Raw genomic sequence first — 12,455 nt, forward strand, 5'->3', positions numbered from 1 at the left:
CATGGCACAGACACATTCAAACGTCGCCTATCAGGTCATGTGGAACCGCTTGATTTCGGTCGTCGAGGAGCAAGCGCAGGCGCTGGTGCGCACGGCCTTTTCCACCTCGGTACGCGAAGCGGGCGACCTCTCAGCAGGGGTTTATGACACGGACGGTCAGATGCTGGCCCAAGCGGTCACCGGCACGCCGGGCCACGTTAACGCCATGGCCGATGCGGTGGCGCATTTCATCCGGCGGATCGGGCGGCAGAACATCCTTGAGGGCGATGTCTACATCACCAACGACCCGTGGGAGGGCACCGGCCACCTGCATGACATCACCATGGTCACCCCGTCGTTTCACCGTGGCAAGCTGGTCGGCTTCTTTGCCTGTACGGCGCATATCGTCGACATCGGCGGGCGCGGGTTTGGCGCGGATGCAGCGAGTGTCTATGAAGAAGGGCTCTATCTGCCGATCATGAAGTTTGCGGATGCGGGGAAGGTGGACGAGACCCTCGTGCGCATCATTCGCGGCAACGTGCGCGAACCGGATCAACTCGTCGGCGACATCTACGCGCTGACCACCTGTAACGAAATCGGCCATCGCCGCCTGATCGATATGATGGAGGAGTTCGACCTTGCCGACCTCGAAGGCATCGCCGCCTTCATCCTCGACAACTCTCGCCGCGCTACCTTGGAACGGATCAATGCGCTGCCGCGTGAGCAGGCAACGGGCGAGATGACGATTGATGGCTTCGACACGCCGATCACGCTAAAGGTGAAGGTGAGTATCGAAGAAGACCGTATCCTGTCAGATTTCGCTGGCACCTCAGGGATTGATAAAAAGGGCATTAACTGTCCATTGGTCTATACCAAAGCCTATGCCTGCTACGCGTTGAAATGCGCCATTGCGCCAGAGATTCCGAACAACGCAGCTTCGCTCGCACCGTTCCAGATCGCGGCTCCAGAGAACACCATCGTACATGCACTGCACCCCGCGCCGGTGGCGCTGCGCCATATCGTGGGGCATTTCGTACCGGATACGGTCTATGCCGCGCTGGACCAAATCCTGCCCAATCTGGTGCCTGCCGAGGGCGCGGGCTGCCTGTGTAACTTCCAAGTGAGTCTGCGTCCGCGCACGGATGCCGCAGCGCCCAAGGGCGCGCGGCGGGCTGAGGTGCTGACCTTTAACTCCGGCGGCTCCGGCGCGCGGCCTCAGTTTGACGGGCTGAACGCCACGGCCTTCCCGTCGGGTGTGATGACCATGCCCGTTGAGGCCACGGAACACGCAGGCCCGGTGGTGATCTGGCGCAAGGAGCTGCGGCCCGACAGCGGCGGTGCAGGGCGTCAGCGCGGCGGATTGGGCCAGTATATGGAAGTCGGCGCCCGCGAGGGGCATGAGTTCGATATGCAGGCCATGTTCGACCGGGTGGATCATCCCGCTCGTGGGCGGCAGGGCGGCAAGCCCGGTGCGCCGACGACCATCGCGCAGGACGATGGCACCCCGATGCGCGGCAAGGGCAAACAGTTCGTGCCACATGGTCGCCGAGTGATGATGGCTTTCCCCGGTGGCGCGGGCTACGGCAATGCCGCTGAACGCCCGAAAGACTTGGTCAAACGCGACCTTCTGCGTGGTTACATCAGCGCCGAGGTTGCCGCCGCTGACTATGGTCTAACCGCCGAGGAAATCCACGAGGTACAAGAGGCGATCCGCAAGGGCGTTGATCTGTAGCCGATTTCCGCGCTAGCGGCAGGGGACATTGACTGCGGCCAGGGCTCAGTGTTCCTTGGGCGCAGCTTGCGGCGCAAAGGAGACCAGCAATGTACGTGATCGATCCCCCCAAGCAGAGCAGCCTTGCAGTGCAAGGCACCAGCGACCGTTTCCCGGTGCGTCGCGTGTTCTGCGTGGGCCGTAATTATGAGGCCCATGTGGTTGAGATGGGCAACGACACCCGCGAACCGCCGTTCTTCTTTACCAAGCCCGCCGATGCTGTCTCTGACACCCCCTGCACCGTGCCCTATCCGCCGCTGACAAATGACTTCCACTTTGAGTCGGAACTCGTCATTGCCATTGGCAAAGGGGGCGCGAATATCGCTGAAGAGGATGTGATGGATCACATCTGGGGCGCCTCTGCGGGTATCGACCTCACCCGGCGTGATCTTCAGGCGGAAGCCAAGAAAATGGGCCGCCCGTGGGACTGGGGCAAAGCCTTTGACCATTCAGCGCCGATTGCGCCGCTCTTGCCGCTGGCCGAGGTTGGTTCTGTCACCAAAGGGCGCATTTGGTTGGCAGTGAATGGGGAGATGAAACAAGAGGCCGACCTCGCCGATATGATCTGGTCGGTGCGCGAGCATACGGCGACGTTGTCGCGGGCAGTCAAACTTGCGCCGGGGGACCTCATTATGACCGGAACGCCTGCGGGGGTTGGCCCTGTGCTGCCCGGTGATGTGCTGACCGGCGGTGTTGATGGCATTGCCGAATTTGAAGTGACCATCGGCCCGCGCGCTTAACCGGCGCGCGAGTCTCAGAGCTTCATTTAGGTCACACGCGCGCCTGCGTCCGCTCGGCACGGGCGCGTGCTTCCGCAGCAAGATCAGGCAGGCCGGAGTGATCGTAAACCTCGCCTAGCATCAAGTTCAGCGGCACGCTATCGGGATCATTGGCCCGGCGCATCTCCAAGACCTGCTGCGCGGCAGAGGTCCGGCCACCTCGGATCAGAGCGTCTATGTGGATTTGCTCAAACAGATCACGCTGTGCATGGCTGCCGCCGCATTCCGCCATCCGAGGCAGCGCCATGCCCATTTGCTGGATCGCTTCATCCCAGTCTTTCTCTGCATGAGCCACGATCCCCCGCGCGGCGGGCAGAGCCACTTCGGCCCAAGCGGCGTGATCGTGGGCCGCGCTGTCTTTGGCCCGCGCTTCGATCGCCGCGAGCATCTCCTTCGCCTCAGGACGCCCTGTGCAGCACAGCGCGTAAAGATACTGCAACGTTAGGAAGGGGCTGACCGTGTCCAGCCCCCTTGCCGCAACATGATCGGCCACATCATCCCAGCGATCCCCCACATCAACCCCGGCAAACTCCATCCGCGCCAAGAGCGACACGGCCCCGATTTGGTCCTGCGAGTAGTCTTTCTCAAGCCCCCAGATATGCTGGTCATAGGCGCGGCGTACGTCGTCATGGCGGCCTTGTGACAGGTAAAACAGCGTCAGATGCCACCAGTTGTGACTGCGCATAAATGAGTTCAGTCCGGCCCAAGTTTCAGCCACGCTTTCCATAAACCGCGCCCCTTCCGCGATCCTGCCTTCGGTCAGCATGACATGGGCCAAGGCGTGATGCGCCCAAGGTTCATCCGGGCGCAGTTCCATTGCACGGCGTGCGGCGGCTTCCGCGCGGTCGAGCAGGTGGCATTGCTCATAGCCAAAGGCGATCATGCCGTGGATGTAGGCAATGTCCTCCGCCGCTGGGAGAGATTTAAGCGCGATGCGCAGCATCTCGGCAGCATCACCTTGGTTGAACAGGTGATACTGCGCGAGCTTTAGCATTGCCAAATCGCGGGGCCACCGATCGGTGATCTGGTCACAGCAGGTGATCAGCGCAGGCACATCGCCGCTGACCCAATGGCCGACCGCCTGCACCACCTTTCGCTCGCGCGGGTTCGCGCCAGATGCCGCCTCGGCGCGCTTCAGATAGGGATGAGCCTTTTCCGGGGCGTCTGGGTTTTCGAGAAACATCCACAACAGCGCGGCATAGGCATTGACCAGAGCGTTCTCGGGGTCTGCATCTGCTGCGACGACAATACCAGCGGCTTTGGGTTGGTAGGACAGAAAACCATGGATGAAATCGTTAATCGCTTGAACGGTCTCAGGGCGGCTCGCGGTTATCTCCAGCCCATAGAGGTCTCTTGTCATCTTAGGTCTCCGAAAGCGTTGCGTGGAATTTGCCCAGGTGGGCAGCGACAGCCTCGGCGGCGTCCCAGTGGATCGAGTGGCCCGCGTCCGGCAGGGTAAATTGTGCCACATCAGGGATTTTCGCAAAGGCCGCTTCAGCGGCGGCGCGGGGGATCAGGATGTCATCGGCACCGTGCAGGACAAGGATCGGGCAGGGCAGATCAGCAGGTCGCACTGTAGGGCGGAAGCTGCGCAAGGCGTCGAGTTGATGGGCCATGGCATCCGCGCTTTGCGCATGGGGATAGGCCAATGCCGCCGCAAGGGCGTCTTCCACGTTTTCAGCTTGTGCAAAGAATGTCGGCGCAAATATCCACGGGTAGAGCGCCCGCAGCCAAAGCGCCTCTCCCTCCGGTGCGCGACGAACGGCCAAGAGAGCGTCAAACACGGCCATCGTCCGTGGTGCGCGGACCGGAGCCGAGGCGACGATGCCGAGCATCCTGACGCGCTCCGGTGCCAAACCCGTCAGTTCCATCCCCATCAGCCCGCCCATGGAATGACCGACCACATGGAACTGCTCATGGCCGAGGTGGTCCATCAGCGCCAGCGCGTCTTGCGCCATATGCATGACACTAATCTCAGCGTTCCATGGGGTCGTGCGCCCGGTGCTACGGTTATCAGGGCGGATCAGGGTAAAGTGGTCGCGCAGCAAAGGGGCCAACGCGCCCCAACTGGCGCTATCGCCTAGCATCCCTGCGAGCATCAAAAGCGCGGGGCCGTTGCCCTCGACCTCATAATGTAGGGAGACATCGGGCAGGGACAGGTCAGGCATTCAGCGTGCTCCAACAGGGCAGCAAATCCCCCTTGGCGGGGGTGGCGGCATAGATCGCGCGGGCGATGGCGCGCGATAGGCAAAGGGCAGCGGCATGGCCGATAAGGGCCACATCCCCCGCAGGCTTGGCAGCGGTGCTGAGGGAGAACACCAAGTCACCGTCGTTTGGCATATGCGCTGGCACCACTGCGCGGGCGATACCATCATGGGCAGCAACAGCGACACGCTGGCATTCGGCTTTGGTCAGCGTGGCATCGGTGGCGACAATCGCAATCGTCGTATTTTCGCGGGCTGACATGGCAGCCATTTTCCGGCTTTCCAACTGCAAACCCAGCCCGCTGGACGGATCAGGGCCCAGCCCGCCGAATTCCCCGTCGATCTCATAAGGGGCGGCGTGGAAGTAGCGATCACCCGGCGTGGTAACCGCCCCCACAGGGTTAGCGGCGACCAATGCGCCCACCACGCTGCCGTCCGCCAATTCGAGGCTCGCAGAGCCCAGACCGCCCTTGACCATCGCGCTCAATGCGCCTGTCCCCGCGCCCACACTGCCAAGGGCAAAGTCATCGTCCGCCGCTGCAAGTGCTGCACGGCCAAGCGCAGGGTAGGGGTTTGCCTTCCACTGCTTATTGCCGCCGTTCAGCAGGTCAAACAAGATCGCCCCCGGCACCAATGGGATCACCGCGTCGCCGATACGAAAGCCGCGGCCCTGCGCACGCAGCGCGTCCACAACACCAGAGCAGGCATCCAACCCAAAGGCGGACCCGCCCGAAAGCACAAGCGCATCGACCGCCGCCACAGTCTTATCCGGGGCCAATAGGTCAGTCTCGCGCGTGCCGGGAGCGCCTCCCATGACATGGACAGACGCGGTGAATGGCGCGTCTCCGATTAGAACAGTGCTACCGGATTTGAGGTCATCGTTCTGCGCATTGCCGACTTTCAGCCCCGCGACATCGGTGATCAAATTGCGCGATCCCCGTCTCATTAGTGTCGTCATATACAGCGGCCACCGTCCACTTCCAGCGCTACCCCGGTGATCATTGATGCTTCATCAGAACAGAGAAACAGCGCCGCATTGCCAATATCTTCCGGCTGAGAGAAGCGCCCCAAGGGGATGGTGTCCAGCAACTTTTTGCGCATTTCCGGGGTATCTTCACCCATGAAGGATTTGAGCAGCGGTGTCTCCCCGGCGGCGGGGTTGATCGCGTTCACGCGGATGCCATGTTCTGCCAGTTCAATCGCCATTGTCTTGGTCGCGGTAATCATCCAACCTTTCGACGCATTGTACCAGTTCAGCCGGGGGCGGGGCGAAACTGCGGCTGTCGAAGCGATGTTGAGGATGACCCCGCGCCCGCGTTCTTTCATGTAGGGCACCACAGTCCGTGCAGTTCGAAAGACCGATTTCATATTCACGTGAAACATTCGGTCAAAGTCATCTTCGCTGATGTCCTCAAGCGCGCCGGGCGGGTGCGCGACCCCTGCGTTGTTCACCAGAATGTCGATATGACCCCAGAGGTCTCGTGCGGCCATTGCCATATCTCGGACAGAGCCATTGTCGGAGACGTCGACCCGTATTGCCGTCGCATAATTGCCCATTTCCTGCGCCAATTGAGCGGCGCCGTCGCTGTCAATATCAGCGATCATCACCCGCGCTCCGTCCCTTTGAAACCGCCTGACAATACCAGCACCGAAACCCGAGGCTCCCCCAGTAACAATGGCCGTTTTCCCCGTCAGTCGCATGGCAGTCTCCGGTCGTATTATGTTGTGCTTTGGCCTTCAGTTTGCGCGCTTAACCCCTCATTGCCAACGAAAAAGCGCGCAGGCTGCCCTGCGCGCTTGATTTTGTACTGCCGTAATTCGGTGGTTTTAGTGCTGTTCTTCGGCCACTGCCGCCGCGACAGCCGCTTCGAAAATTGCCAGACCTTCGTCCAAAATCGCATCAGATGCGGTCAGAGGGACCATGACGCGGACGGCGTTGCCGTGCATGCCACAACTCAGCAGCAACAGTCCGCGCTGCAACGCATGGGCAATGACACGTTTGGTAAAATCGGCATCTGGTTTGCCGCTGTCAAAGTCAGTAACGAACTCGACCGCCACCATCGCGCCCAGTCCGCGAATGTCCCAAAAACGGTAGGGGGCAGCGCGGGCGCCGATCTCGGCAAAGCGGGCCTTGAGGGTTTCACCCATCGCTGTAGAGCGCGCCAAAAGACCTTCGTTTTCAATGACTTCGATTGCAGCCAAGGCCGCGGCGCAAGCGACTGGATTGCCGCCATAGGTGCCGCCAAGACCACCGGGGGCCATTGCATCCATCACGTCCGCACGCCCGATCACACCAGCCAGCGGGTAGCCACCGGCCATGGATTTCGCCACGGTGATAAGGTCCGGCACCACGCCGGAATGTTCAATGGCAAACCAAGTGCCGGTGCGGCCAAACCCAGCCTGCACTTCGTCCGCGATCAGCAGAATGCCGTGCTGGTCACAGATTTGACGCAGTTCCCGCATCATTTCGAACGGAACGGGGGTGTAGCCGCCTTCGCCCAACACAGGCTCAATGATGATGGCCGCAATGCGCTCTGGCTGAGCATCGGTCAAAAACAGGTTTTTAAGGCCGGTGATTGCGTCCTGAACGGTGATTCCGTCGCGCTGAGACGGGAAAGGCGCCCGGAATACATCGGATGGGAACGGCCCCACGTCCTTTTTGTAGGGAGTGATTTTACCAGTCATGCCCAGCGTCAACAGCGTCCGGCCATGGTAGCTTCCAGTGAAGGCGATTACGCCCGGACGTCCTGTCGCTGCCCGCGCGATCTTTACCGCGTTTTCGACGGCTTCAGCGCCGGTGGTGACCAGAAGTGTCTTTTTCGGCGCGTCGCCGGGCGCCAGGGTGTTCAGCTTTTCGGCCAGTTCAACGTAGGGGCCATAGGGGACCACCTGAAAGCTGGTGTGCGTGTAGTGATCTTCCTGCGCTTTGGCCGCTTCAACGACCTTTGGGTGGCGGTGGCCAGTGTTGAGCACGCCGATGCCGCCGACGAAATCGATGTAGCGGTTGCCTTCAACGTCCCAAAGTTCGGCGTTCTCGGCGTATTTTGCATAGATCGGCGCCGCAGAAGCAACACCGCGCGGAACAGCAGCGTCGCGGCGTGCGACCAGCGCCGCATTGGTGAGGTCGCTTGGCTGCGTGGCTGGGTTGGTTTCGACCACGGTCATCTGCGGGGCGGCCTTCGCCTTGGCGGATTTGCGGGAGGATTTTTTGGCAGTGCTGGACATAGGATTAAAACCTTTGTGGGCATGAGAAAAGAACAAGTGACGCCACGGCGTTTAAAAAATCTATTGTTGCGTTGAATATAATTGTCAATCGCCAATCTGCCCCTTATTTAAACGAGCGGCGATCCACCGTGAATTTGCCTTCAGCGGCGAACGGTTGGTCAACGTAACTGGATAGAGGCAAGTCATTGGATATTGGCAATAAATTAAAACTCCTGCGCAAGCAGCATGGGCTTTCTCAGCGTGAGCTGGCCGCGCGGGCCGGTCTAACCAATGGCACTATTTCGCTGATCGAGAAGAACCGGACCAGCCCCTCTGTCGCATCTTTGAAAAGCCTGCTCGACGCGATTCCGATTAGCATGGCCGAGTTCTTTTCGATCATAGAGGAAGAGGACACGAGCAAGGTTTTCTACCGGTCCGAGGAACTTATCGAAATCTCGCCCAGCAGTCAGGGCGGTGTGTCGTTGCGCCAACTTGGCAATGCAGAAAACCACGCGTTGCAGGTGCTACATGAGTCCTACGAACCGGGTGCGGATACCGGGCCGGAGTGGTTAAGCCATGAGGGGGAAGAGGCAGGCATCGTGGTGCGGGGACGTATTGAAGTCACTGTGGATGGAGCGGTGACAGAGTTGCAGGCAGGCGATGGGTATCTGTTCGACAGCCGCTTGCCCCATCGCTTTCGCAATCTGAGCGACACGGTTTGCGAAGTTGTAAGCGCCTGCACACCGCCGAGTTTTTAGGCGGGATATGGATCGGCCCCCGGCTGGGGCCCCGACGAACTTCGGCCCCGAACATGTGTTCAGGGCCGAAGTTCATGCTTGGGTCTTCAGTAGTCTGACCTGTAGTTTGACCTTTGCGTTTCCGGTTGCCGTTCGTTTGTTCCGGCGCGGTCTTCTTCTTCATGAAGTTCCCTTCGGCCCGTCGTCAGGGCCAGAATAATGACTGCTGCCAAGGTCAGGATAGTCAGGCCGCTGAGAAAGAGCTCCGTGGTCATCTCCATATCCTTTCCAATGTGCGTTTCAGGGTCTCAACTGCACGCCTCGCAAAGGGTTCCGACAAAAATTTCGGCAACACAGCCATGTTACCCAAACGCCGCATTCTCGGCAAAGTTTCGCAGATAGGCGTTTAGTAATCGTAAACCATCTTGCTGTCTGTCGGCACAGGGAAGTTGACCCGCATTTCATAGACACCATCGCGAGTTTCAATCTCGACCTGCCCGTTTAACTGTCGGGTAAAGGCAAGGATCAGACGAGACCCGAGACCAGTGCCAGTTTGCACTTCCTCCGGGTTGCCGATTGTATTGCGCACTTCCAGCATCGCCTGTTCAGGCCCGGTGTAGCTCAGTTTTAGCGAAATGAAGCCAGTGCCGGGCGCGACGGTAGAGACATATTTCAACGCATTGGTCACCGCTTCGGACACCAGCAACGTCAGGGGGGCTGCATCGTCAGCGTCGATCTCAATGGTTTCGTAATTCTGATCAACCTGCACGCCGCCGCCGGAAGGCAGTCCAATCGAAAGGCTCTGGTTAACGATTTCGCGCAGCAGTTCGCTCGCATCGACCCGTACCAGATCATCGTTTTGGTAGAGGTTCTTGTGAACCGTGGCGAGGCTCAGGATGCGTTCTTGGAGACGACGTAACACAAACCGCGCGTCTTCACTTTTTGCCTGCCTGATCTGCATGTTCATAATCGAAGAGATAAGTTGCAGGTTATTTTTGACCCGGTGGTGGACCTCTTTCAGCAAAATGTTCTTCTGCCGCAGGCTGTCTTCAAGGGTGGCTTCATCGCGCAGGATCGACTCTGCCATGCCGATAAACGCCGCTTCCATCTCCACCAGCTCCGTCGGGACTGATGGCCCAAGCGTGCCGCGTGGCAGGGTCCGGTTTAGCGCGAAGCGCCGCATCTGCCGGCCAAGCTTGCGAATGTGATTGATCGCCAACCGGTTCAACGCCCAAAACGCGACGATTAGGCTCGCGACCCACATCACAATCGGCAGCAACGCGCTTAGCCGGGTGGAGACGCCGGTATCAAGGAAGGGGGTGTCACGCGGCCAAACGCTGAGCGCATAGACCGTCTCTGGGACAATGGGAACAATAGCATAGGCGCGGTCTGTGCCGACCGCGTTCTTAGACAGGAAAACGCTCGACTCTTTGGTGGTCAGCAGCGGCAGTGCCACGTCGGCGGGGTACTCTTGTTTCGCCGTTTCCAGCCCATTCTCGGTGGTGAGGATATGCCCCATCTTGTTCACCGTCATCATCGCGACGTTGCTGTATTTGTCCGGGTTTTCACGGACCGCATTGATGGCATCTTGCGGGATGCTGAGGGACATAAAACCGATCAATTCCCTATTTTCATAAACGGGCGCATTGATCAGTGTAACGACCTGCTTGCTTACCTCGCCTTGCATAACTGGCATGGCGCGGCGTACCGGGTTCTTCAGCAGTTGTTTGAAGTTATCGACCTCAGAAAAATCATGCTCTTGTCCGGTGGAGGAGCATGTCATCCGCCCGTCGAGGCCGATAAACCCCACCAAAGAGTATATGTCAGAGGCCTGCTTATACTCGCGGAGAAAATCCGTACATTCCTGCGGGTCATCGCGCCGTAAGCGGACGATAGATGTTAGGGCTTCGGCGGCCCCAAAGGCTTCTTGAATGACCTGACGCTCAGCGGAAGATGCCTGCTCCGTTACAGCAATCAGGGACAATTCAGCACTTTCGCGACTTTGGTCAGCGATTTGCCGCGTTTGCACCACCGCGATCAAGCCGATGGGCAAGAGCGCGAGGGACAAAAACAGCAATACGCGGATCGTCAGCCCGCGCATCAAGTCACCGCTGAAAAAGCCAGAAGTCATGTCTAGAAAGAAGATACCTTTGATGCAGATAGGACAGACATAGTGGCGTCATCTGTCATCTCCAGTGACTCGTCATCATGGTGACCCAAAAGCTCTGCCAGACGGGCGCGCGCGCGGTTAGTCCGGCTTTTGATCGTGCCCACTGCAACGCCACACATATCGGCCGCTTCCTCATAGGAAAACCCGGAAGCGCCAACCAAAAGCAGGGCTTCGCGCTGCTCGTCTTTCAACAAAGCCAGTGCTTTGCGGAAATCGGTCATCTGCATGTGGCCATCATGAGCCGGCTTCTCGGCCAAGCCATCTGTCAGAACACCATCTACATCAGAGACTTCGCGCTTGGCCTTACGACGGGACGAGTAGTAGGTATTGCGCAGAATGGTGAACAGCCATGCACGCATGTTTGTGCCGACTTCAAATTTGTCGATATTGGTCCAAGCTTTTACAAGTGTATCCTGCACCATGTCATCTGCCGTGGCACCATTTCGCGTAAGGCTGATGGCAAAGGCCCGCATGGCCGGCAGATGCTCTACCAGCTCATCGCGCGGATCGGAACGGTTCATTATGACGATCCTTTTTCTGAGTCCTGTTCCTTCAGCTTTTGAAGCAGCTCTTTAAAGCGATCAGGGATGCCTTCTTCGAGCGTCTCTTCGAAAACCCGCTTGAGGTTGTCATCAATAACGCGCTCGCGCTCGTCGTTGTTTCCTGAGTTCACTAACATCACCTCTGGCATCGTCGTCCCGTTTGAATAATTATGTACGCATACTGGAACCAAACACAATGTCTGGGTGTTTGGTTCCAAGAAAAGTTAAAAAGGATCCGACTAAATGAACGATGCGACACAAAAGACCAGCATCAGCGATGAACTGGGCGCGAACATCCCCTATCTTCGCCGGTTCGCGCGGGCGATGACAGGTAGCCAGACCAGCGGCGACACTTTCGCTGCTGCCGCGCTGGAGGCTATTTTGGTGGATCGCTCGGTGCTTGACGGTGTGGATACAAAGACCGGTTTGTTCAAGGTTCTCTACGGTATTTGGGCGAGCGCAGGCGCCCCGGTCGAGGAAGGCGAGAGCGGCCCGCGGGCCAAGGCGCAGCGCCACCTAGCCAGCCTGACCAATAACAGCCGTGAGGCGCTTTTGTTGCACACGATCGAAGGGTTCTCTCACGAGCAAATCGCGGCGATCATTGGGGTGGACAAGGAAGAAGCCGATGAGCTGATTCAGATCGCCCACCGTGAGATGGCCGATAGCACGTCGGGATCGGTGATGATCATCGAGGACGAAGCGATCATCGCGATGGACATTGAATCCATCGTTGCAGATATGGGTCACCGGGTCACCGGCATCGCCCGCACCCGCGACGAAGCGGTGAAACTGGGCAAGGCCGATGTACCTGATCTGATCCTCGCGGACATCCAGCTTGCCGACAACTCCTCGGGCATCGACGCGGTCAACGATCTGCTGCAGGAACTTGGCATGCGCCCTGTGATCTTTATCACGGCCTTCCCCGAGCGTCTGCTGACCGGCGATAAACCTGAGCCGGCGTTCTTGATCTCCAAACCCTACTCGGTTGATCAGGTCGTCTCCGCCGTGTCGCAGGCGATGTTCTTCTCCTCCACAGAAACGCTCAACGCCTGATCTGAAGGCGAGGCAA

Annotated in this window: 13 protein-coding genes; 4 read left to right on the forward strand and 9 right to left on the reverse strand. The window is 59.0% G+C overall.

The genetic code is table 11. From position 1 onward, the window contains the following. Position 1: 1 nt before the first annotated feature. A complete protein-coding gene (locus HTT03_RS17000) occupies positions 2-1,711 on the forward strand; it encodes a hydantoinase B/oxoprolinase family protein (RefSeq protein WP_174860971.1) in 1,710 nt (569 codons plus the stop codon). 89 nt (positions 1,712-1,800) lie between these two features. Further along, positions 1,801-2,490: a fumarylacetoacetate hydrolase family protein gene (locus HTT03_RS17005; protein ID WP_174860972.1), complete on the forward strand. Its 690-nt coding sequence runs from the start codon at positions 1,801-1,803 to the stop codon at positions 2,488-2,490. Positions 2,491-2,521: 31 nt separating this feature from the next. On the opposite strand, the gene HTT03_RS17010 is transcribed toward HTT03_RS17005, so the two are convergent. The 5 genes from HTT03_RS17010 to gabT form a co-directional block, all read right to left on the reverse strand. After that, positions 2,522-3,889: a tetratricopeptide repeat protein gene (locus HTT03_RS17010; RefSeq protein WP_174860973.1), complete on the reverse strand. Its 1,368-nt coding sequence runs from the start codon at positions 3,887-3,889 to the stop codon at positions 2,522-2,524. Position 3,890: 1 nt separating this feature from the next. Then, positions 3,891-4,697 carry an alpha/beta fold hydrolase gene (locus tag HTT03_RS17015; RefSeq protein WP_174860974.1) on the reverse strand — a complete coding sequence of 269 codons (807 nt, stop codon included), beginning with the start codon at positions 4,695-4,697 and terminating at the stop codon, positions 3,891-3,893. Then, positions 4,690-5,679 carry a P1 family peptidase gene (locus HTT03_RS17020; RefSeq protein ID WP_174860975.1) on the reverse strand — a complete coding sequence of 330 codons (990 nt, stop codon included), beginning with the start codon at positions 5,677-5,679 and terminating at the stop codon, positions 4,690-4,692. Before HTT03_RS17020 ends, HTT03_RS17015 begins: the two co-directional genes overlap by 8 nt. Before the next feature lie 8 nt (positions 5,680-5,687). Continuing rightward, positions 5,688-6,434 carry an SDR family oxidoreductase gene (locus HTT03_RS17025; protein WP_174860976.1) on the reverse strand — a complete coding sequence of 249 codons (747 nt, stop codon included), beginning with the start codon at positions 6,432-6,434 and terminating at the stop codon, positions 5,688-5,690. A gap of 126 nt (positions 6,435-6,560) precedes the next feature. Continuing rightward, positions 6,561-7,958, reverse strand: coding sequence for a 4-aminobutyrate--2-oxoglutarate transaminase (gene gabT, locus HTT03_RS17030; protein WP_174860977.1), 1,398 nt, complete (start codon positions 7,956-7,958; stop codon positions 6,561-6,563). Between the two features lie 185 nt (positions 7,959-8,143). Here gabT and HTT03_RS17035 point away from each other — a divergent pair, with 185 nt between their 5' ends. After that, a complete protein-coding gene (locus tag HTT03_RS17035) occupies positions 8,144-8,695 on the forward strand; it encodes a cupin domain-containing protein (RefSeq protein ID WP_174860978.1) in 552 nt (183 codons plus the stop codon). An 86-nt stretch (positions 8,696-8,781) separates the two neighbouring features. Here the strand turns inward: HTT03_RS17035 and HTT03_RS17040 are convergent, their stop codons facing one another. The 4 genes from HTT03_RS17040 to HTT03_RS17055 form a co-directional block, all read right to left on the reverse strand. Then, on the reverse strand, positions 8,782-8,949 hold the full coding sequence (locus HTT03_RS17040) for a hypothetical protein (RefSeq protein ID WP_174860979.1): 168 nt from the start codon (positions 8,947-8,949) through the stop codon (positions 8,782-8,784). Between the two features lie 131 nt (positions 8,950-9,080). Further along, complete coding sequence (locus HTT03_RS17045; protein ID WP_174860980.1) at positions 9,081-10,805, reverse strand: sensor histidine kinase; 1,725 nt, start codon at positions 10,803-10,805, stop codon at positions 9,081-9,083. A 2-nt stretch (positions 10,806-10,807) separates the two neighbouring features. Continuing rightward, on the reverse strand, positions 10,808-11,365 hold the full coding sequence (locus HTT03_RS17050) for an RNA polymerase sigma factor (RefSeq protein ID WP_174860981.1): 558 nt from the start codon (positions 11,363-11,365) through the stop codon (positions 10,808-10,810). Continuing rightward, on the reverse strand, positions 11,365-11,535 hold the full coding sequence (locus HTT03_RS17055) for a NepR family anti-sigma factor (RefSeq protein WP_174860982.1): 171 nt from the start codon (positions 11,533-11,535) through the stop codon (positions 11,365-11,367). The genes HTT03_RS17050 and HTT03_RS17055 overlap by 1 nt, the downstream gene beginning before the upstream one ends. A 94-nt stretch (positions 11,536-11,629) precedes the next feature. Between HTT03_RS17055 and HTT03_RS17060 the strand changes: the two genes are divergently transcribed. Further along, positions 11,630-12,439 carry a response regulator gene (locus HTT03_RS17060; protein WP_174860983.1) on the forward strand — a complete coding sequence of 270 codons (810 nt, stop codon included), beginning with the start codon at positions 11,630-11,632 and terminating at the stop codon, positions 12,437-12,439. Positions 12,440-12,455 lie beyond the last annotated feature (16 nt).

The organism is Sulfitobacter maritimus, assembly GCF_013346665.1.
GTDB classification, from domain to species: Bacteria; Pseudomonadota; Alphaproteobacteria; order Rhodobacterales; family Rhodobacteraceae; genus Sulfitobacter; species Sulfitobacter maritimus.

Coding starts and splice junctions, on each gene's coding strand:
- HTT03_RS17055 (WP_174860982.1), bottom strand. CDS start 11,535: ATGCCAGAGGTGATGTTAGTGAACTCAGGAAACAACGACGAGCGCGAG.
- gabT (WP_174860977.1), bottom strand. CDS start 7,958: ATGTCCAGCACTGCCAAAAAATCCTCCCGCAAATCCGCCAAGGCGAAG.
- HTT03_RS17005 (WP_174860972.1), top strand. CDS start 1,801: ATGTACGTGATCGATCCCCCCAAGCAGAGCAGCCTTGCAGTGCAAGGC.
- HTT03_RS17025 (WP_174860976.1), bottom strand. CDS start 6,434: ATGCGACTGACGGGGAAAACGGCCATTGTTACTGGGGGAGCCTCGGGT.
- HTT03_RS17015 (WP_174860974.1), bottom strand. CDS start 4,697: ATGCCTGACCTGTCCCTGCCCGATGTCTCCCTACATTATGAGGTCGAG.
- HTT03_RS17010 (WP_174860973.1), bottom strand. CDS start 3,889: ATGACAAGAGACCTCTATGGGCTGGAGATAACCGCGAGCCGCCCTGAG.
- HTT03_RS17060 (WP_174860983.1), top strand. CDS start 11,630: ATGAACGATGCGACACAAAAGACCAGCATCAGCGATGAACTGGGCGCG.
- HTT03_RS17045 (WP_174860980.1), bottom strand. CDS start 10,805: ATGACTTCTGGCTTTTTCAGCGGTGACTTGATGCGCGGGCTGACGATC.
- HTT03_RS17040 (WP_174860979.1), bottom strand. CDS start 8,949: ATGACCACGGAGCTCTTTCTCAGCGGCCTGACTATCCTGACCTTGGCA.
- HTT03_RS17020 (WP_174860975.1), bottom strand. CDS start 5,679: ATGAGACGGGGATCGCGCAATTTGATCACCGATGTCGCGGGGCTGAAA.
- HTT03_RS17000 (WP_174860971.1), top strand. CDS start 2: ATGGCACAGACACATTCAAACGTCGCCTATCAGGTCATGTGGAACCGC.
- HTT03_RS17050 (WP_174860981.1), bottom strand. CDS start 11,365: ATGAACCGTTCCGATCCGCGCGATGAGCTGGTAGAGCATCTGCCGGCC.